Origin of the sequence: Actinopolymorpha pittospori (genome assembly GCF_014873875.1) — a bacterium.
GTDB lineage: Bacteria > Actinomycetota > Actinomycetes > Propionibacteriales > Actinopolymorphaceae > Actinopolymorpha > Actinopolymorpha pittospori.
In genome coordinates this window covers 356022-375458 of the sequence record NZ_JADBEM010000001.1, presented here as the reverse complement: position 1 = coordinate 375458, position 19437 = coordinate 356022, and the positions used below count along the sequence as shown (strand labels likewise).

General features: G+C 68.0%; 17 protein-coding genes and 1 pseudogene. 11 read left to right on the top strand and 7 right to left on the bottom strand.

Annotated elements, in window-relative coordinates:
* The first annotated feature begins 109 nt into the window (after positions 1-109).
* Entirely contained in the window at positions 110-1405 is a 1296-nt protein-coding gene (locus HEB94_RS01825; RefSeq protein WP_192748338.1) for a glycerophosphodiester phosphodiesterase family protein, read from the top strand.
* A gap of 743 nt (positions 1406-2148) precedes the next feature.
* Here the strand turns inward: HEB94_RS01825 and HEB94_RS01820 are convergent.
* The 4 genes from HEB94_RS01820 to HEB94_RS01805 all read right to left on the bottom strand — a co-directional run bounded on the left by HEB94_RS01820 (position 2149) and on the right by HEB94_RS01805 (position 5842).
* A complete protein-coding gene (locus tag HEB94_RS01820; protein ID WP_192748337.1) occupies positions 2149-2907 on the bottom strand; it encodes a class I SAM-dependent methyltransferase in 759 nt (252 codons plus the stop codon).
* Positions 2908-3043: 136 nt separating this feature from the next.
* Positions 3044-4627 carry a GNAT family N-acetyltransferase gene (locus tag HEB94_RS01815; protein ID WP_192748336.1) on the bottom strand — a complete coding sequence of 528 codons (1584 nt, stop codon included), beginning with the start codon at positions 4625-4627 and terminating at the stop codon, positions 3044-3046.
* A 30-nt stretch (positions 4628-4657) separates the two neighbouring features.
* Positions 4658-4873: a hypothetical protein gene (locus HEB94_RS01810; RefSeq protein ID WP_192748335.1), complete on the bottom strand. Its 216-nt coding sequence runs from the start codon at positions 4871-4873 to the stop codon at positions 4658-4660.
* A 231-nt stretch (positions 4874-5104) separates the two neighbouring features.
* On the bottom strand, positions 5105-5842 hold the full coding sequence (locus HEB94_RS01805; RefSeq protein WP_192748334.1) for a hypothetical protein: 738 nt from the start codon (positions 5840-5842) through the stop codon (positions 5105-5107).
* 63 nt (positions 5843-5905) lie between these two features.
* Between HEB94_RS01805 and HEB94_RS01800 the strand changes: the two genes are divergently transcribed.
* Positions 5906-6925: an LCP family protein gene (locus HEB94_RS01800; RefSeq protein ID WP_202896055.1), complete on the top strand. Its 1020-nt coding sequence runs from the start codon at positions 5906-5908 to the stop codon at positions 6923-6925.
* A gap of 365 nt (positions 6926-7290) precedes the next feature.
* Positions 7291-9564 (top strand): bifunctional polysaccharide deacetylase/glycosyltransferase family 2 protein, encoded by a 2274-nt coding sequence (locus HEB94_RS01795; protein ID WP_192748333.1) that lies wholly within the window; start codon positions 7291-7293, stop codon positions 9562-9564.
* 46 nt (positions 9565-9610) lie between these two features.
* On the opposite strand, the gene HEB94_RS01790 is transcribed toward HEB94_RS01795, so the two are convergent.
* Positions 9611-9904, bottom strand: coding sequence for a hypothetical protein (locus HEB94_RS01790; RefSeq protein ID WP_192757180.1), 294 nt, complete (start codon positions 9902-9904; stop codon positions 9611-9613).
* 235 nt (positions 9905-10139) lie between these two features.
* Positions 10140-10331: pseudogene (locus tag HEB94_RS50040) on the bottom strand (transposase); the annotation flags it as partial.
* A gap of 473 nt (positions 10332-10804) precedes the next feature.
* Between HEB94_RS50040 and HEB94_RS01785 the strand changes: the two are divergent.
* The 6 genes from HEB94_RS01785 to HEB94_RS01760 all read left to right on the top strand — a co-directional run bounded on the left by HEB94_RS01785 (position 10805) and on the right by HEB94_RS01760 (position 16906).
* A complete protein-coding gene (locus HEB94_RS01785; protein ID WP_202896979.1) occupies positions 10805-11221 on the top strand; it encodes a CBS domain-containing protein in 417 nt (138 codons plus the stop codon).
* Positions 11222-11744: 523 nt separating this feature from the next.
* Positions 11745-12029: a hypothetical protein gene (locus tag HEB94_RS01780; protein WP_192748331.1), complete on the top strand. Its 285-nt coding sequence runs from the start codon at positions 11745-11747 to the stop codon at positions 12027-12029.
* Between the two features lie 419 nt (positions 12030-12448).
* Positions 12449-14335 (top strand): phosphoenolpyruvate carboxykinase (GTP), encoded by a 1887-nt coding sequence (locus HEB94_RS01775; RefSeq protein WP_192748330.1) that lies wholly within the window; start codon positions 12449-12451, stop codon positions 14333-14335.
* Positions 14336-14845: 510 nt separating this feature from the next.
* Positions 14846-15664, top strand: a complete 819-nt coding sequence (gene istA, locus HEB94_RS01770) for an IS21 family transposase (RefSeq protein WP_238361384.1) — start codon at positions 14846-14848, stop codon at positions 15662-15664.
* Between the two features lie 58 nt (positions 15665-15722).
* On the top strand, positions 15723-16670 hold the full coding sequence (locus HEB94_RS01765) for a sulfotransferase domain-containing protein (protein ID WP_192748329.1): 948 nt from the start codon (positions 15723-15725) through the stop codon (positions 16668-16670).
* Between the two features lie 11 nt (positions 16671-16681).
* Positions 16682-16906 (top strand): hypothetical protein, encoded by a 225-nt coding sequence (locus HEB94_RS01760; protein ID WP_192748328.1) that lies wholly within the window; start codon positions 16682-16684, stop codon positions 16904-16906.
* Positions 16907-17094: 188 nt separating this feature from the next.
* Here HEB94_RS01760 and HEB94_RS01755 read toward each other — a convergent pair whose 3' ends face one another.
* Entirely contained in the window at positions 17095-17394 is a 300-nt protein-coding gene (locus HEB94_RS01755) for a hypothetical protein (RefSeq protein WP_192748327.1), read from the bottom strand.
* 488 nt (positions 17395-17882) lie between these two features.
* Here HEB94_RS01755 and HEB94_RS01750 point away from each other — a divergent pair, with 488 nt between their 5' ends.
* Positions 17883-18020: a hypothetical protein gene (locus HEB94_RS01750; protein WP_192748326.1), complete on the top strand. Its 138-nt coding sequence runs from the start codon at positions 17883-17885 to the stop codon at positions 18018-18020.
* Positions 18021-18565: 545 nt separating this feature from the next.
* Positions 18566-19042 (top strand): hypothetical protein, encoded by a 477-nt coding sequence (locus HEB94_RS01745; RefSeq protein WP_192748325.1) that lies wholly within the window; start codon positions 18566-18568, stop codon positions 19040-19042.
* Positions 19043-19437: the final 395 nt, after the last annotated feature.

Below are 19437 nucleotides of genomic sequence, written 5' to 3'. Positions count from 1 at the left end.
CGTCAGTCGCATCGTCGCTAGGGATTCATCCGCTGGATGAGGCGGGTCTTTACGTTTCCCTCGCCTGGAAAAGTGCACTCGTGTGCTGCCTACTACTCGGAAGGCCCCCATGCAACGCCCAGCGTTCATCGTCGACCATCTGCGATCGGCACTCGTCCTCGTCGTCGCCCTGGCCGCCGCGGCAGCAGCCATCGCTCCCGCGGAGGCCTCGCCGGCATCGGCCACCGACACCAACCAGGGTGCCGTCCACCGCGCGAACCCCCGCGGGCCGGTCGTGTGGTCACACCGCGGCGCATCGAAGAACGCGCCGGAGGAGACCACCGCGGCCTACGAACGTGCCCTGGCCGATGGGGCGGACGTCCTCGAAGGTGACCTGGCCCAGACCAAGGACGGTGTGCTCGTCGTCATCCACGACAACACCCTCGCGCGAACGACGAACGTCGAGGAGGTCTTCCCCGACCGTGCCCCGTGGAACGTCGCTGACTTCACCCTGGCCGAGATCAAGCAGCTCGACGCCGGCTCGTGGTGGGACCCCGCCTTCGCCGGGCAGCAGATCCTCACCCTGCACGAGTGGTTCGAGCTCAACCACGGTCGAGCCGGCCTTGCCCCCGAGCTCAAGTCCCCGACGCTCTACCCCGGCATGGTGGAGAACCTGGCCAAGGAGCTCCGCGCCTGGGGCTACACCCACGACCTCAAGGCCAAGAACCGCGCCCCCCAGATCTGGGTCCAGTCCTTCGACGAGGCCGGCCTGCGCCAGTTCCACGCGCTGCTGCCCGAGGTGCCCACCCTGCTGCTCCGCAGCGGCTACCCCTTCATGACGGCGAGCGACGAGGTGCTCACCGAGCTCGCCACCTGGACCACCGCGGTCGCCGGCAACCCGGTGCAGACCACCGCCTCCCAGGTCAGGCGGGTCCAGTCCTTCGGGCTGCAGGTCGTCAGCGAGGTCGAGGACGGTCCCTCGCTCCTGAGCATGATCGAACACCAGGGCTATGACTACATGTTCACCGACGTGCCCAACGTCGCCAAGGCAGTGCTCGCCGACAAGAAGCCGCTGCGCACCAACCGCGGCGTCATCGTCGACAGCGTGGTGTACAACCCGGAGGGCAGCGACGTCGCGGTCAACGGGGGCGAGTACGTCGCGCTGCGCAACACCACCGACAAGCCGATCAACATCAGCGGCTACACCCTGCGCGAGTTCGGCAACACCCTCCTGCGGGTGGGCGACGATGCTGTCATCGAACCGGGCAGCCTCCACAAGGTTTACGTCGGCCCCGGCACCGACCGGCCCAACGCGCACTTCAACGGCCTGACTACTCCGGTGCTCGCCGACACGGTCACCGACCACATCTACCTCTACAACCCCGACCAGGTCATGGAGGACCTCTACTCCTACATCGCCTCCTGACCCATCACCTCCTAACCCGATGAGCAACGAGCGCCGGTCGATCGCAGCCACCACCGATCGACCGGCGCTCCCTCGGGCGTGGGACCGCTTGGGGGTGGGTCATGCCGGCGACGAGCTCGCGGACGGACGCCTCCTTGCCACCGAGCACCGCCTTGGTGAGCCTGCGGGAGAGCAGAGAGATGTTGTCAGGGTTTCGCGGCGGCAGGGCCCGGGGCGTCGTCGCGGCCCGCCAGCGACGCCGCCGCCCTCACCGCCCGCTTCGAATAGGTGGTCGAGCGGCTCTGACAGCTGGCGTCAGTGCACTCGGGATCTCGGCGAAGTGCGCTCCGGCCGTACGAGGTGACGTCAACGGCGCGGCCGTCGAGCGCGCGGAGGGAGGCGAGGCTGCTGACGTCGAGGCAAGCCCGGTAGCTGGCGAAGTTGCCAGCCGACCGGCCGGCGGCCCCGCAGGTAGGCGAGCCAGCAAGGCCGCAGGCACTCCAGCATGCACGCCTGCCAGGGCACCGGCGAGCGATTCTGCTGACGATTCCGCAAGCATTTACGCAAAAGAAAAGCCAGGGACAAGGCAAGCGGGGGAGCAGGCACTACCGCCAGCATCTACGCAAGCGCACCGGCCAGCAGAGCGGTCAGCAATGGCGCGAGCACGTACGCAGGCCGGAAGGCTGGCGAGGTGACCAGCAGAACGCGCCCCTCACCACGTCGCGGCCGCCCCGCAGGACCGGGCTGCGACACGCGAATGCCACCTACTCAGGACGACGAGCGGTGATGACGCACGTTCCACGAGGCCCCGGCTCAAGGTGGGCCACGGCGAATCCCGCTTCGCGTAGTTGCCCCGCGACCCAAACTGGGGGCAGGCGGAGCTTGCGGTAGCTGCTCTTGCCCAGCCGCCAGGACCCGTCGGGGTCCTTCATGTGAATGAGGTCGGTTACGCGTACTGCGTCTCCCTCGTCTTCCAGGAAGCACGTCATAATCCGGTGCTGGTCGGCGCGCACCGGGATGAACCGGTCCAGCCCGACCAGAGGCGTGGTCAGATCACGGAAGGAAAGAACGAAGACACCTCCCGGGAGGAGCACGTCGAAGGTGTCGTCAAGTAGCCGCCGGACCGCACTGGTATCCGGAAGGTGCGGCAGGGTGTCGCCCATGCACACCGCGGCTGCGATCGACCGTGGTTCGACGATGGCGTCCAGGCCAGCGCACAGATCAGCGCGAATGGGCCGTATCCCCGGGAAGCGGGAGGCCCGGTCCGCCAGCTCGGCGATGAGGGTCGCGCTGATGTCGACACTGAGGACGGTGTCGTGCCCCAAGTGTGCCAGCGCGACTGAGTGAATGCCCGATCCGCAGCCGAGGTCCAAGGCGACGGTGTTCTGCTCCTGGGGTGAGGTGGCTCCGCACGAGGAGAGCAGACGACGCTGCTCGGTGACGAGTTCGTCGAAATCTGCACCAAGCATCCAGGTGTAGTGCTGCGCCAGCAGCTCCTCATAGTGTGAGACCACTTCTGACATGGCGTGCATCCTTTCGAGTAGCCGCTTTGACATGCATGTGGCCCGCGCGTTCATGCAACGTGCGATGGGTCCTGACGTGCGCGAGCCCCCTGCGGCCAGGTGCTGCGTTTCCTGGCCTCGACGCCCGGACTGGGTGTCAGGAGGTCATGACGTCCTTGAGTTGCTCGATCCGCTTGGGGGTCAGGCCGTACTCGGTCGCGAGAAAGGTCCCGAAGGAGCCGTGCTGTTGGTCGATGTGGGCCCACAGGGTCCTCAGGTACTCGGGCTGGAGCTTGACGGCGTCGTAGATGTGCTGCGGCGTCTCGTCGAGGTCGGCGGCGACCTTCTGGAACAAATGGTTGCTCGTGGGCTGGACGTAGACGTTGGAGAACGTGAACCGCTGGAACGACGTGCTGGCGGGGTCGTCGCGGTCTGGCTGCAGGAGAAGGTTCGACGCGAGGTAGTTGGCCTCGATCGTCTGCTCGCAGACGCCGAGAGTGCGCAGCAGGATCGCAGTGGCGATTCCGGTGCGGTCACGTCCGCCGGTGCAATGCAGGAGGATCGCACCCGCGCGCCGGGCGTCGAGAATCCGGTCGAACAACGTCTTGTAGGCGGCCAGCTTCGGTAGGAATCCGGGTTCGCCGTAACTGTTCACCAGGGAGAGCATCCGATAGAACGGGCCGTAGGCGTTGACCTTTTCCCGGTTGCGCATCTGGGAGGAGAAGCCCTGCCGATCCAACAGCGCATCGATCCTGGTGAAGTCCAGGTCGTCCTGGTCGACCGGTGCACTGAGCGAGACCGTTCCCGCCGGCAGGCGGTCGGGGGCCTTCGTTTGTTCCGCTGGGCCGCGGAGGTCGATGACCGTACGGATGTTGAGGCGCTGCAGCGTGGCACGGTCTCTGTCGATCAGGTACGACAGGGCGGAGCTTCGGTACACGATGCCGGGCTTGATTCGCCGTCCGTCCGAGATGCGGAAACCGGCGACGGCCCGTGCGTTGAGCGCACCTTCCAGCGGAATCACCTCACCCACATCGTCAGGTGTAGACGCCGATACTGCTGCAGCCGCTGAGGATGCGGGTGCTGATCCGGACATGCTGATCGATGCCGGACCGTGCCCGGTCAGGCGGGCGGTCAGCCGGGCACGGCGCTCTGGCCACTCCTCGGCCACGATGGAGTACATCGCTGAGTCTCTCAGCCGCCCCTCCTCTCCTGGCGCCCACGAACGCGACCAGCGGCGCAGCACGCCCTCGAACGTCGCCCCCGCCCTCTCGAGGGCCGCGCGCGAGCGGCGGTTGCGAGCATCCGTCTTCAGATCGACCCGGGCCACGCCAAACGCGGTGAAGGCGTGGTCGAAGAGCAGTAGCTTGGCCTCGGCGTTGATCCCACGGCCCTGCGCCGACGCGGCCAACCAGCTGAAACCGATCTCGACCGCGCACAGCCCGCTACCGTCGGGCCATTGCCGCGGGTCCCAGTAGGCGGTCGCTCCTACTGCTCGTCCTGTTGTCTTCTCCACGACGGCATACGGCACCAGCTTCCCGGCTGCTGCTCGCGCGAGCTGCGTATCGATGTACGCATCGACCTCGGTCGCGGTGGGCACCCAGGTGTACGCGTACGAGCTCCGGTCCTCCTCACATGCGCGGGCAAGGTCGGCGGCGTGCCGATGCCCGAGCGGTTCCAGACGTATAAGACGACCTTCGAGCACCACGCACGTGAGCGCGGTCGCGGACGGTGTGGCAGGCATCCATGTCCTCCATTACCTCGAGCGCTGATCTCATGGGTCAGCCGGAAAGCATTCGTAGATCCGGCGGGGCGTCGGTTCAATCCTGTCGGCGAGGCGGCGCAGCGTCCGCGCGCACACCGGCCTCGCGATGCGGAGAAGGCGCCAGCCACGTAAGCCGGCCTCGCGGGCGAGCATGCGCTGGCGTGCGGAGGCGTACAGGTCGTTGCGGCGTTGTTCGGCGAGCTTGTGGAGCAGGTAGTCGTTCATGGCGAATCGCTCCGTTCGAAGGGGTGGGAGCCGTGGATCTTCGGTCGGAAGGCCCACGAGGAAGGGATTCGCTGCGGCAGCCGAGCCCGCGCGCGGCTGCCACGCTCCCGCCGGGTGGGGATCAGACCGGGTGACCGAGCGCGTTCCCCCAGACGGTGGTCAGCGCGGCGCGGCGCCCGTGCGCCAGGGCTCTCCCGACCACGAAGAGCGGGCTGGGTCCGGGAACCACGATCAGCAGGAAGGACAGGCCGCGAACGCGAGCAACCGGTCGGTGGGCACCAGAACGGCGATCGTAGTAGTGCGCTCGCGACGCCCTCGGAGATCCGTCAGCCAGCGGGCCACCAGCCGTGATCGACGGTATCGGTACCAAGGGCCGCCGGGTAACGTGCACGGATGCCGAACGGCGGACACCACCCAGGACCCGAGGAGTACGAAGACGTCGGGCGCGACTCGAGACACGACCGGGTCGAGGACGGGGCCGGGCGGCACAGAGCCATGGGACCGCCGTCTCGTCCGAGGCACGCGGGCCCTCCGCGCGGCCAGCCCGACCCGACACAGACGCAGAGGCGGCCACGCCGCGACGGCGGGTATGCACCGGCGCCACGCGACGGCGGCCCTGCGTACCCGAGTCCCCCGGCGCGACCGAGCGGCCAGCCCCGCCATCCCCGCGGCCGCGCGGAGGGCGACCAGGGCGACTGGCGCGTCCGAGACCGTGACACTGACGAGCGCATCGACCACCAGCACGACCAGCCGGTCGACCACCAGCACGACCAGCCGGTCGACCACCAGCACGACCAGCCGGTCGACCACCAGCACGACCAGCCGGTCGACCACCAGCACGACCAGCCGGTCGACCACCAGCACGACCAGCCGGTCGACCACCAGCACGACCAGCCGGTCGACCACCAGCACGACCAGCCGGTCGACCACCAGCACGACCAGCGGGGCGTCGTCGGGCGCAGCGGTCACCTGAGCGGTCCCTACCGGCTGCCGCCGCGCGGCTACCACGATCTGCCACCAGGCGACCCGCCGTTGCAGCCCCCGGACGGGTCCGGCTACCCCAGGCTCCCCCGCATCCAGCGCCGCCGTCCACTCCGGGTCCTCCGGTGGGCGCTCCTGCTGGTACTCGCCTACGTCGTGTTCCTGATCGGCGTTCCTGTCCTGGTGTGGGACCGCGTCGACAAGGTGGCGTTCGAGCCGGCGGGTGAGCGGCCGGTCGACGCGTCGGGCACCAACTACCTCATCGTCGGCTCCGACAGCCGTGAAGGGCTCACCGCGGAGGAGAAGGTCAAGCTCGGCACCGGCAGCGCCAGCGGCCGGCGTACCGACACCATCATGGTGCTGCACGTACCGACCGTGCCGTCGTCCCCGACGCTGCTCTCCATTCCGCGAGACTCCTACCTGCCGATCCCGGGCGCGGGCCGGAACAAGGTCAACGCGGCGTACGCCTTCGGAGGCCCGAAGCTGCTCGCACGGACCCTCGAGGACGCCACCGGACTACGGATCGACGGCTACGTGCAGATCGGCTTCGGCGGGTTCGTCGACGTGGTCGACGGGCTGGGCGGTGTCCGGATGTGTCTCCCCGGGCCGGTCAAGGACGCGAAGGCACACATCGATCTTCCGGCCGGATGCCAGAACCTGCGGGGCGCGAACGCGCTCGGCTATGTCCGAGCCCGTCACTTCGACCCGCTTGGTGACCTCGGCCGGGTCAAACGGCAGCGGGAGTTCATGTCGACGGTGATGAAGGAGACCCTGACGGGGTCGACGGTAGGCAACCCGATCCGCTACACGCGGGTCGGACTGGCCTACGGCGATGCGCTCACCGTCGGCGACACAACAGGTGGCTTCGACCTCGCGCGGTTCAGCCTGGCGATGCTCGCGGTTTCCGCGGGAAGAGGGACGACTCTGACCGTGCCGGTCGCGGACCCGTTCGCGCGGACACCGGCCGGCACCGCGGTGGTGTGGGATCGCCCGAAGGCGCAGGCGTTGTTCGACGCGCTGCGCTCCGGCGACCCGATCCCCCAGGGCCTGGTTTCGAAGGGCGCGAGGTGAGAAGACGAGTTCTGCCGTCTCCCCACGCTCCAGCGACGGACGTCGCCAGGACCCGAGATCTGGCTACCACCCGACAGGACACGGTCGCGTAGAGCTGCGACCTCCCCCCACAACAAGTCCCGCCGCGAAGTGCGCCTTCGCACGGTTTATGGTGGTCAGCTCAAGGCCGCGACACACGTCGTCGCCACAGGCCGACACCGTCGGCTGCGTTCGGGGGACACAGCGAGAGAAACGCCACCTGGTTACGGTCGAAAGGCGGCAATGCTCCGGCGACTCACTCCCCGGCCCGCGATCCAACACCCGGTCGAAGGCGCACCAGAAACGGTCACGACCCAGCCCGGTCTCGAGGCCGGCCGCTAGCGCGCATGCCCCGACACGTCAGACTCCGCGAACCGCGCCATCACTGGACGCTCGTCTGCATCCTGCTCGTGTCCCTGGGCGCCGTCCTCCTGGTCAATGGGTACATCGAGAAGGCATCGGAGCACCGAACCGGGCGGTCGGGGGGCGACGCCGCCGCGCGGAAGGCGCCACTCACGGGCACCGGCGGGGTCCTCGATCTCCGCCGCTCCCAGCCAGCTCAGACCGGGATGCCCGCGCGTACCATCGCTCTGACCTTCGAGGACGGGCCCGACCCCCGTTGGACGCCGCAGGTCCTCGCACTCCTTCGCCGGCACAACGTCCACGCGACGTTCTTCCTCGTGGGTTCGAAGGCCGCCGCGCATCCGGGGCTGACCCACCGGATCCTCGCGGAGGGTCACGACATCGGCAGCCACACCTACACCCACATCGACCTCGCGGGAGCACCTGGCTGGCGGCGTGCGCTGGAGTTGACCCTCACCCAGAGAGCCCTCGCTGGGGTTGCCGGAGTGAACACCTACCTGTTCCGACCGCCATACACCTCAGTGCCGTCGGCGCTTGACGCCACCGAATACGACGCCGCCCGCGACGCGGCCCGCCGGGGTTATCTCGTCGTTCTCGCCGACCACGACACGGGTGACTCCTCGGGTCGTACGACGAAGCAGATCCTGGCAGCAGCCACACCGACCAAAGGTCGCGGTGCGGTGATCCGCCTCCACGACGCCGGTGGTGACCGGACCGCGGTCCTCCGCGCGCTCGACCAGCTGATCACGCAGCTCCAACAGCGCGCGTACCGTTTCACGACCGTCTCCGACGCCCTTCATCTGCCGGAGGTCAACCCGCGGGCGAGCGCTGTCGACCGGTCCGCGGGTTTCGTCCTGGTGGGCGCGCAGCACGCGGGTGCGATCGCCGCCATCGCTCTCGCGGTCGCCACGACGGCTGCCGGCTTCCTCACGCTCGGGCGGCTCCTTGTCATGGTCTTCCTCGCGTGGCGCCATGAGCTGGGGAACCGCCGGGCCCGTGCGCGCGCTCTCCGGGCCCAGGCCCGCGCTCTGCGAGCCCAGGCTCGTGCGCTTCGCTCCCGGTCCCGGGCGATACGGCTGCGCACCCGTGGCGCGCGGACGCGTGCGTCCCGAGCGCACGGGCGGGCGGGTTCCATGAACACGAAGGCGTGGTACCACCCGCCCGTGTCGGTGATCGTGCCCGCCTACAACGAGGCGGCCGGGATCGCGGCGACGCTGCGGTCCCTCGTGGCGAGTGAGTACCCCGGCGAGATCGAGGTGATCGTCGTCGACGACGGCTCTACCGATGACACGGCGGACATCGCCGCCAGCCTCGGGCTGCCCGGGGTCACCGTGATCCGTCAACGGAACGCCGGGAAACCCGCCGCGCTGAACACCGGGATCGCGTACTCACATCACGACATTCTCGTCCTGGTCGACGCCGACACGGTATTCGAGCCCGCCGCCATCCGCCGCCTGGTCCAGCCGTTCGCCGATCCGGAGGTGGGCGCGGTGAGCGGCAACACCAAGGTCGGGAACCGGGGAGGGATCCTCGGGAAGTGGCAACACATCGAGTACGTCATCGGCTTCAATCTCGACCGGCGGATGTTCGACCTACTGGAATGCATGCCAACGGTGCCGGGTGCCATCGGCGCGTTCCGCTACCGTGCGCTGGCAAGCGTGGGCTGGGTTAGTGACGACACCCTCGCCGAGGACACCGACCTCACCATGGCGATCTGCCGGGTCGGCTGGAGGGTGGTCTACAGGCAGAACGCCCGGGCGTGGACGGAGGCGCCGGGCTCACTCCAGCAGCTCTGGCGGCAGCGCTACCGCTGGTGCTACGGCACGTTGCAGGCGATGTGGAAGCACCGCCGAGCCGTGATCGAAGGCGGTGCCGCCGGCCGGTTCGGTCGGCGCGGCCTCACCTACCTCGCCGTCTTCCAGGTCGCCCTGCCCCTGTTCGCGCCGGCCGTTGATGTCTACGCGCTGTACGCCGTGCTCTTCGGCAGACCGTCGAAGGTGCTGGCCGTCTGGGTGGCGTTCGTGATTCTGCAGATGGTCGTGGGCGCCTATGCGCTCCGGCTGGATCGGGAGCGTCTCACGTCGCTGTGGACCCTGCCACTTCAGCAGTTCGTGTACCGCCAACTCATGTACATGGTCGTCATCCAGTCCGTGGTGACGGCGGTGGTCGGCGCGCCGCTGCGCTGGCACGCCATGCGCCGGGAAGGGACGTTCGCCAGGGCCTCCGTGCCGGAGGTGGAGGTCCGGCGCCGGAGTTGACGGCGACCTTCCGCGTTCGCAATCGCGGCGAAGCGCCGTGCGTCTGTCAGCCAGCCGAGAAGTCGACGTTCACGCAGGCGAGTCGAGCACCGGCCATCCCGGCCTGACCCGGCTCGGTGCTGGTGTGCACGTGGAGCACGACCGAACCGGCCGTCTTCTGGCAGACCGGCCAGCGCACCACGCTCGCCGCGACGCCGACGCCGTTGCGGTCGGTGGTGAAGTCGAGCCAGATCTCGTTGCGCGGGTTGGCGAACCTCGGGTCCGTCGACGGCTGAACCGGGTCCTCCCGCCACTGCACGTGGGGGCCGGCATCGGCCGGATCCTCGCCTCGGCGCAGCACTGCCGGCCAGCTCGCGCCCAGTGCCGTACTTCCCCGTCGTCGACCTGAGAGTGGACGAGGACGGGGCCAGGCTGCTGCTGGGCAACCTCGGTCCGACTGCCCGGACGGAACACCTCGAGCGCCGCGGCGATCGTGTCGTCGTTCGGTCAGCCGTAGACCACAGCACTGACGAGCGGGAACGCCATCGTGGGGCATCGAAGCGCAGCCCGAGTTGCTCTTTGGTCCAAGACAGGAGTTTGCCGGCGTAGCCGCGGTCGGCCCAGACCGGCCTGATCCGTCGGCAGCAGGCCGCCAGTTGGCGCAGGAGGGCAGGTGCCGCGTCGCGGTCTTGGACCGATGCGGCGGTCACTACGACGCAGAGCAACAGGCCGAGGGTGTCCACGGCTATGTGACGTTTTCCGTCCGTTGATCTTCCTCCCGGCGTCATAGCCTCTGCTGTGCCTGGCGACGGCCTCGGCCCCCTTGATCGAGGCGGAGTCGATGACCGCGGCCGACGGCGTGGTGGTACGGCGGCGTCGCATGGTCTCGGCCGTCCCGGGATATCCGGGTTTGCCGCCTCGCTTGACTCGCAGCAAGGAGGCTGGGGCCGCCGCCCCGGCGTCGGCAGGTCGAGGCGACCCCGCTGATCTTCCGGGCCGCTGGGGGAGTGTGTGCTGGGGATCGCTTGCGGCGGCCACCTGTGCCGGGCGAAGGTCCCGCGAACAGTCCGCGTCCGGCACTGCACAGGAGGTCGGCGGATCGAATTCGCTGAAGTCGAAGATGCCACGGAACCGGTTCTTCGGCGCGCGGCTCAAACCGTTCGTGGTGGCGACCCTTTGTCGCGTCGACGAGGCATCTCGGAAGAGCGTCTAATTTCAAGCAAGAAATGGAAGGGTTATCGTGACAAACGCAAGAGACATCATGCATGCCGGGTGCGTCTGCGTCGGTGAAAACGAGACAGTGCAGGACGCTGCACGCACAATGCGCGAGCTGAACATCGGTGCGTTACCGATCTGTGGCGAGGATGACCGCCTACAGGGCATCATCACCGACCGCGACATCGTCGTGGAGTGTGTCGCGACCGGCGGCGACCCCGCGAACGTGACCGCTGGCGAACTAGCGCAAGGCCAGCCGTACACGGTCGATGCGAACGCCGACGTCGACGAGGTGCTGCAGACGATGGAGGAGCACCGGATCCATCGGCTGCCAGTGCTCGACCGCCAACGTGTCGCCGGCATGATCAGCGAAGCCGACCTCGCCCGGCACGTTTCAGGGCGGCGGCTGGGCCAGTTCGTCGAGGTCGTCAGCGCGGAACTGACCGGGCCTCCGGCAGCATGACCTCACAGCAGGGGATTCGACTCCAAACGGCTAAGCACCGCTTCGAGATCAGCACGTCGTCGACCCATATCCAAGGGCGCTAGCCTTGCGGATTCACACCGCCCGTGTCCACGACTCCGCGTCGCGAGCGGCTCCAGTTACGTCTCCTTGCCTGTGGGTATGTAGGTAGGGTCACCGCTTCCGACCTCCGGTCTCCTGCCTCATGCCCTCGACGGATGAACGGGCCATCGCAGGCGACTGCTTGATTGGTGCGGTATAGGGGTATGTCTTGGCATGTTGCCGGTGATAACTGCAGGCAAGGAGGTTAGTAAGTGAGCAGCGGTTTGGGGATCGGGGAGGATGTTGCTGGGGCCGGTGTTTCCGGGTTGTCCGTGCAAGCGGTGGCTACGGTCGTCGGCACCACTCGCGGTGTGGTGGGTTGGCTGGTGGGCAGCCTGACCGGGTTCAGGGTTGACAGCACTGCTGAGCGCAATGCGTGGGAGGCGACCTGCGCTGACCTTCAACGTCGCTCCAGTGGAACGCCGTGAACCCGACGATGCGCTCCGGAGCGCCCGGTGATGCCGAGCCGTCGCGTATGCAGGAGTTGCATGAGGCGACCCGTGAGCGGGAACGCCCACACGCCCAGATGCGCACAGCCACCGCCCAACTCCTCCAGGAGCCCGCCGACGCCCACCTGGGCGACGCCGTTGCGACTGCGATGATCAAAGAGCTGGCCAGCCGTGTCTGCTACGCCGCGGCGCTGAAGGGCGTGGGGTGGCCAGTCCCCGACCATCTCCTCATTGAAGCCCCCGAAGAACACCGCCCTTGAGCTACCACTAACGGCAAGGCTCACCCTGCTGCGGGCATCCAGCCAGCCGACGGCCCGCCGTGGTCACAGGGCGCGGATCCGCCTCTCGGTGGCTTTGTCAGTCTTATCTGGCCTAGGGTTTCGCTCTATCTGGCCCAACTTGCGACGGTCCGGGTGTTCGTGTCGGTCTGATTTGGCCCAGGGCTAGGGGTGGCCTCGTTGGCGTACGCAACGAGGAGGGGCCGTTGAGGTCGAGGGTGGAAGAGTTCGCGGAGATCCGCCATATCGCAGGCGTGGAGGGGTTGTCGATCAACGCCTTGGCGAAGCGGTTCGGGGGGCGTGTCAGATCGTCTGTGTACGTAGATCAACTATGACCCGGGATTGTCTGGCAGACCTTTGGCCGTAGCACACAGCGCAAGGGGCCACTTAACGTAATCCGCATGTCCACTACCACCACACCGAGCGGCCACGTGATCAGTCCCTGCGGCGAAACGGCCGTGGCCCATCCCACCAGGCATGCCCGGCTCCGTACGTGGGTGCAGCAGATCGCTGACTTGTGCGAGCCGGACCAGGTGTACTGGTGCGACGGTTCGGAGGATGAGTGGACCAGGCTCACCGCCGAACTCGTCGATGCCGGGACGCTGGTCCGCCTCAACCCGGCGAAGAAGGTCAACTCCTTCTGGGCGCGTACCGACCCCAGCGACGTGGCGCGGGTGGAGAAACGCACCTTCATCTGCTCCCGCCGCGAGGCCGACGCGGGTCCGACCAACAACTGGATGGACCCGCAGCGGATGAAGGCGACGATGATCGACCTGTACCGCGGCAGCATGCGTGGCCGGACGATGTACGTCGTGCCGTTCTGCATGGGTCCCCTCGAGGCGGACGAGCCGCTGTTCGGCGTGGAACTCACCGATTCGGCCTACGTTGTCGCGTCGATGCGCATCATGACCCGGATGGGGCAAGCCGTCCTTGACGGGATGGGCGAGGATGGCGCCTTCGTCCCGTGCCTGCACTCCGTCGGCGCGCCGCTGGAGCCGGGCGACACCGACGTGCCGTGGCCCTGCAACGAGACCAAGTACATCTCGCACTTCCCGGAGACCCGCGAGATCTGGTCCTACGGCTCGGGCTACGGCGGCAACTCCCTGCTCGGCAAGAAGTGCTACTCGCTGCGGATCGCGAGCGCGATCGCCCGCGACGAGGGCTGGCTGGCCGAGCACATGCTGATCCTCAAGCTGACCTCGCCGGAGCAGAGCGTCCACTACATCGCGGCGGCGTTCCCGAGCGCCTGCGGCAAGACCAACCTGGCGATGCTCGAGCCGACGCTGCCCGGGTGGAAGGTCGAGACGCTGGGCGACGACATCGCCTGGATGCGGTTCGGTCCGGACGGTCGGCTCTACGCGCAGAACCCGGAGTACGGGCTGTTCGGCGTCGCGCCCGGCACCGGCTGGAAGACGAACCCGAACGCCATGCGCACCATCGAGCGTGGCAACTCGATCTTCACCAACGTCGCGCTCACCGACGACGGCGACGTGTGGTGGGAGGGCTACAGCGGCGAGCCGCCCGTCCACCTCACCGACTGGAAGGGACGCGACTGGACACCGCCCGGCTCACCGCCGGCGTCGGGTGCGGCCACCACGGGCGAACCGTCGAGCCACCCCAACAGCCGCTTCTGCACGCCGATCAAGCAGTGCCCGATCCTGGCGCCGGAGTACGACGACCCGCGCGGCGTACCTATCTCCGCGATCTTCTTCGGCGGCCGGCGCGCCACGACGGTGCCACTCGTGACGGAGGCACGCGACTGGGCGCACGGCGTGTTCATGGGCGCGGCCCTGTCGTCGGAGACGACGGCCGCCGCCGAGGGCAAGGTCGGTGTCGTACGCCGGGACCCGATGGCGATGCTTCCGTTCATGGGCTACGACGCCGGCGACTACTTCCAGCACTGGCTCGACGTCGGCGATGAGCACGACGCCGCGAAGCTCCCGCGCATCTTCTACGTCAACTGGTTCCGGCGCGCCGACGACGGCTCGTTCCTGTGGCCGGGCTTCGGCGAGAACGGCCGGGTGCTCAAGTGGGCTATCGAACGCCTCGAAGGGCAGGCGGACGCCGTCGAGACGCCGATCGGGCTGGTGCCGGCGCGCGAGGCGCTCGACGTCGCCGACCTCGAGCTCGACCAGGCCGACGTGGAGGCCCTGCTCCGCGTGGACCCCGCCGAATGGACGGACGAGCTGCCGCAGATCGCTGAGTGGTTCGACAAGTTCGGCGACACCCTCCCCGCGACGCTCTCTGGCGAGCTCGCCGGCCTGAAGGGGCGGCTCGACACCGGCTGAGCGCCCGCGGGTCGTGACTCCTTGGCCTACACGTCGCCCGAGTCCCTGGCCGGCCGGTCGTGACTTGTTGGAGGTTGTCCGTTTCTGGCAGGGCAGCCGATCCCACAAATCTGTGTGCTGACGAGGGCGCCGCCTTCAGGAGCTTGGCGCAGGGGGAGACGGCGGGCTCGAGGCAGTGCACACCCCGCGGGCGGTAGCCCCCAGTGCGTCGCCTTCGCCGAGGCCGTCGGCAAGGCGTCTATCTCACACAACATCCGCCACACCGTCGCAGCGGCCGGCTCGGGTCGCCGGCGAGCCAGTCCTAGTCGCGCCAGTCGTGGCTGCTTCCGGACTGCATCGAGGTTCCGGTTTCAGGTCGCCCGCGACCGCGTGGCTTTGTATGTGGGAAGGGGCACCGTTTGTCGGTCAGTTGAGACCGCGGATCCGTGCAGGGTTTGGTGGTGTTGATGAGTTTGGGCACCACGGGTGGGGTTGCAGTGGGAGGGTCGTGGTGCCAGCCGAGGAGGCGCCATGGCATCCCAGGCCGAGAAGGTCGCGTTGTATGCGTCGATTCGGCGGGACTCCAGGGCTGGGATGTCGGGGCGTGCGCTGGAGCACAAGTACGGGGTGAGCCGGCGGACGGTGGCCAAGGCGCTGGCATCGGTGTGGCCTGAGCCGCGGAAGAAGCTTCCGCCGCGCAAGACCAGGCTGGATCCGTTCAAGCCGTTGATCGACCAGATGCTGCGGGCGGATCTGGACGCGCCACGCAAGCAGCGGCACACCGTGAAGCGGATCTTCGACCGGCTGGTCGAGGAGCACGGTGCGCCCGAGGTGTCGTACCCGATGGTCCGGGCCTACGTCGCTTGGCGTCGTCCGGAGATCCGTACTGAGGCCGGACGCGGGCCGCCGAAGGGATTCGTGCCCCAGTCGCACCAGCCTGGCGTTGAGGCGGAGGTCGATTTCGGGGAGGTCGCCGTCCGGTTGGCCGGTGAGCAGGTCAAGCTGGTGCTGTTCGCGTTGCGGCTGTCGTATTCGGGCAAGGCCGTGCACCGCATCTTCGCCTCCGGCGGGCAGGAAGCGTTCCTGGAGGGCCACGTCCACGCCTTCAGGGTGCTGGGCGGGATGCTCACGGGCAAGGTCCGCTACGACAACCTCAAGGCAGCGGTCGCGCAGGTGCTGGGATTCACCCGCGCCCGCGTGGAGACCGCCCGGTGGATCGCGTTCCGTTCCCACATGGGCTTTGAAGCGTTCTACTGTCAGCCCGGCATCGAGGGAGCACACGAGAAGGGCGGGGTGGAAGGCGATATCGGCTGGTTCCGCCGCAACCATCTGGTCCCCGTTCCGAGGTGAACTCCCTTCATTCACGGCACGGTTGACGGCCCGATCTGGTTGCTGCCATTCTCCCCGCATGGGCTTGGGGGAACGCGTTCGCTACCAGACCTCCTTTACGGACTCGGCCCGCTGGGATGGGTTCGTGTTCCGTCCCGGCGACATCGTGATCAGCACCCCAGCGAAGTGCGGCACGACCTGGCTGCAGATGATCTGCGCCCTGGAGATCTTCAAGAGCGCGACATTCGACCGGCCGCTCGACCAGATCTCGCCGTGGCTGGACGTCCTGCTGCGCCCGCTCACCGGAGTGCTGGCCGACCTCGAGGCACAGGCGCACCGGCGGTTCATCAAGACCCATGCGCCCCTCGACGGATTGCCCTTCGACGACCGGGTCACCTACCTCTGCGCAAGCCGGGACCCCCGGGATGTGGCCGTGTCCTTGGACAGCCATGCCAGCAACACCGACCGGGCCGTGTCCCTCGCATTGCGGGAGGATGCCGTGGGCGCCGTGGTCCTTGACGAGTTGCTGGCCGCCGCTCCGTCCCTGCCGAGCGGGACCGCGCGCGAGCGCTTCTGGTCCTGGGTCAATCCGGCCGCGCCCGGGAAGGCCGTGTCCGACCTGGAGATCATGCTTCACCATCTAGACACGTTCTGGCAGGTCCGCGACCAGCCGAACATCGTGCTGCTGCGCTACGAGGACCTCCTTGATGACCTCGAAGGGCAGATGCGCTACATAGCAGCCCGGCTCGGGATCGCCATCACCGAGACAGCCTGGCCGGACCTAGTCCAGGCCGCCACGTTCGCGGTCATGAAGGGCCGGGCCGGCGAGCTCGCGTCCGAAGCCAGCCACGACGGCTTCTATCACGACCACAGCCAGTTCTTCCACAGCGGATCAACAGGCCAGTGGCGGCAGGTCCTCAGCGAGGAGGAGCTTCCCCGGTACGCCGCCCGAGTCGCCGAATGCGCGCCCGCGGACCTTGCCGCCTGGATCCATCGGCCCGCGCTGCCGGCGGCAGGCAACCTCTAAGGGCGCGGTGCATGAGTGAAGACGCGCCGGAGCTGACCGCGGAACTGGTGGCGGACGGCGTCGTGCCGTCGCAGCCGGTGATCTCGCCCGACGGGTGCCGGGTTGCCTACGCCGTCGCTCCGGCCGGCTGCAAGACAGAGCGTCGAATGTGCGCGACATGGCTGGCCGCCGTTGACGGTAGCTCACCATCGGCGAAGCTGACCGCCATCAGCCTGACCGCCAGGCCTGGTCGATGAGGGCCCTGGCCACAAGCCCCGACGAGGCCCGCCTGCGATTCGACCCCGACTCCCCGGTCGCCGACGGCCGCTGGCCCTTCGACACCTGAAACCGCAAAGGCGGGGCCACTTCAAGCCGTCACAACAGCGCGGAACCTGCACCCGGTGGGGCCAGATCAAGCCGTCCGGGCGGGCCAAATAAGACCGTCCTAACCAGTCAGGGCATCAGTGGCCTCGCCTCGCTCATAGTGCACGGTCTCCGAGGCCAGCGGCGGCCCCAGGATCGAAGTGACGTTCTCGAACCGGCCTGTGGGCGCGAAGATGTTCCCAGTGGCGGTCCGGCAGCGTTCCATCTCCGACTGGTCAGCGCCGAGCTGCCGGAGAGCCAGCTCCACCATGGCCTCGCTGTTACGCATCCCCACCAAGAGCCGGAGCTGAACAGCCCGGATTCCCTCCCGGTAGGGGTGGGCGGTCTCGAAGCTGTTGGTCACTCCTTGTAGGACGCCCACTCTGATCAGGATGTTGGACACAGACCAGACGAGACCGGCATGCATGGTCGGCTACGCGGTGCTCAAACTCATCAACATTTCTGGCCTGATGATCACCAACGCCCGAACCGGCCTAAAAACGGTGCTGCTTCTCGCTGGCAGAGCCAACCGCGGCCCCGCCGCCCGGCGAAGGCGGGCGACCGGGTGCTCGAGGAGGGCGCGCCAGGTGCCGGTGTAGGCCCGCCGGTGCCCGGGTCGGCCAAGGCAGACGGCGCCTGGTTCAGGGACCCGGCCGCAAAGGCATCCCGAGCAGGACGACCTCATCGCCGCTCACGAATCGTGGCCACGGATACCCGCCGCTGACGGAGCCGGGCGCACCCTGGACTACCGTCACCTGCCCCAGGTCACCTTCACCACCAGTCATCGCCGCCGGTCTCACCTACGCCAAGCTGCCTCGCGGGACCTGGCCTGCGACTTTCGCGTCGTGCCCCTTGCGTACGGTCGGTCCCGTGGGCCCTGGTCAACCACCGATGAAGCTCGGCGCCGAGCCCGGCACCGGACGGATGCTCGGCGGCGCACGTCATCGCGAGTGCGCAGGGTCGCCTGACTACGGCCCCGCGACGAACCATCCGCTCGGCTTCAAGTGACGAGACGTACCGGATCCGGCCGACAGCTAGCTGCAGACTGATGGAGCCGGCCCCGTCTCGACCCCGACGCAGGACTCCGGGCCCGAGGGCTAGCGGCGCACTGCTGTCGCGTGGCAGCGGTCACGGAGGATAAAAGGGGGAAGCCGGTCGGGCGGACGAATGGTCGCCTTGCAAACCGGTCCTGCCCCTTCCCCAACCTTTGCAGGCCGACGAGTATTGGTTGTGGCGGGACCTTTCTGGATGCGGCTACCAGCAGGCTGGCCGTGGCCCGTGCAGCAGGTCGGCGGAGGGCGCCTTTCCAGTCACAGCCCCACGAGCACGGAAGTCAGATATACGGACAACGGAAGAGGCCCCCGTCCATCCGGCGTCAGATGTCATGTGCCCAGTAGCAGTTCCGCTGGTCGACGCACAGTGAGGCCGAAAGCCACGCGAAGGCGTGAGATCGATGTCGTCGCGCCTTACCAACAGTCCGTCCCCAGAGCTTCCCAACACATCACGAACAGGGAAGGGAGGTGAACACTGTGAACGAAGTTCAGGAAGAACCTATGGCTCAGGAGAGCCAAGTCGAGCAGCCTGCCGGCGAGGAGGCACCTGCTGAGGAGCCTGCCGAGGAGGAGCCTGCCGAGGAGGAGCCTGCTGGCGAGGAGGCACCCGCTGAGGAGGCACCTGCTGAGGAGGCACCTGCTGAGGAAGCACCCGCTGAGGAGCCTGCCGAGGAGGAGCCTGCCGAGGAGGAGCCTGCTGGCGAGGAGGCACCCGCTGAGGAGGCACCTGCTGAGGAAGCACCCGCTGAGGAGCCTGCCGAGGAGGAGCCTGCCGAGGAGGAGCCTGCTGGCGAGGAGGCACCCGCTGAGGAGCCTGCCGAGGAGGAGCCTGCTGGCGAGGAGGCACCCGCTGAGGAAGCACCTGCTGAGGAAGCACCTGCTGAGGAAGCACCTGCCGAGGAAGCACCTGCCGAGGAGGGAGCGACTGAAGAGGGCGCCGCGGAAGGTGCCGAGCCCTCCGGGGAGACGAGCGAGTGATCCCCGCTTTTGCGGGAATCGTCCCACTCGGCAGGAAGTGCCGTGGCGTTAGGTTCTCGTGTAGGGGACCAACGCCACGGGCGCGGCGGCACGGAGATGCCGCGAGCTACGTCGGGGGAGACTCTTCTGTCCTGCCGGCCCAACAGACCACCACAACCGAGGTCGAGCCAGGCTGGACGCCTACCTGGTCGAGGTGGGCCTGAAGGAGCCTGGGGATACCGCCCTGATGGACCCGGGCAGTGACGCCGACGGCCGGCACTCGGCCGGATGGTGCAGCGTCGGATCGTCTGCGGGCCACTCGGAGTACCTCCTCGCGCTCGCGCGAGGCTGGCTGAGCCCGGCGCCGCGTCTCGATCCGTGCTGAGATCTGTCAATGGTTTTGTCAACGAAACGCC

Excerpts from the sequence above, each read along its gene's own strand:
- HEB94_RS01815 (WP_192748336.1), bottom strand. The coding sequence starts at position 4,627 with ATGCCTGCCACACCGTCCGCGACCGCGCTCACGTGCGTGGTGCTCGAA.
- HEB94_RS01745 (WP_192748325.1), top strand. The coding sequence starts at position 18,566 with ATGGCTCAGGAGAGCCAAGTCGAGCAGCCTGCCGGCGAGGAGGCACCT.
- HEB94_RS01795 (WP_192748333.1), top strand. The coding sequence starts at position 7,291 with ATGCCCCGACACGTCAGACTCCGCGAACCGCGCCATCACTGGACGCTC.
- HEB94_RS01825 (WP_192748338.1), top strand. The coding sequence starts at position 110 with ATGCAACGCCCAGCGTTCATCGTCGACCATCTGCGATCGGCACTCGTC.
- HEB94_RS01775 (WP_192748330.1), top strand. The coding sequence starts at position 12,449 with ATGTCCACTACCACCACACCGAGCGGCCACGTGATCAGTCCCTGCGGC.
- HEB94_RS01760 (WP_192748328.1), top strand. The coding sequence starts at position 16,682 with ATGAGTGAAGACGCGCCGGAGCTGACCGCGGAACTGGTGGCGGACGGC.
- HEB94_RS01765 (WP_192748329.1), top strand. The coding sequence starts at position 15,723 with ATGGGCTTGGGGGAACGCGTTCGCTACCAGACCTCCTTTACGGACTCG.
- HEB94_RS01785 (WP_202896979.1), top strand. The coding sequence starts at position 10,805 with ATGCATGCCGGGTGCGTCTGCGTCGGTGAAAACGAGACAGTGCAGGAC.
- istA (WP_238361384.1), top strand. The coding sequence starts at position 14,846 with ATGGCATCCCAGGCCGAGAAGGTCGCGTTGTATGCGTCGATTCGGCGG.
- HEB94_RS01820 (WP_192748337.1), bottom strand. The coding sequence starts at position 2,907 with ATGTCAGAAGTGGTCTCACACTATGAGGAGCTGCTGGCGCAGCACTAC.
- HEB94_RS01810 (WP_192748335.1), bottom strand. The coding sequence starts at position 4,873 with ATGAACGACTACCTGCTCCACAAGCTCGCCGAACAACGCCGCAACGAC.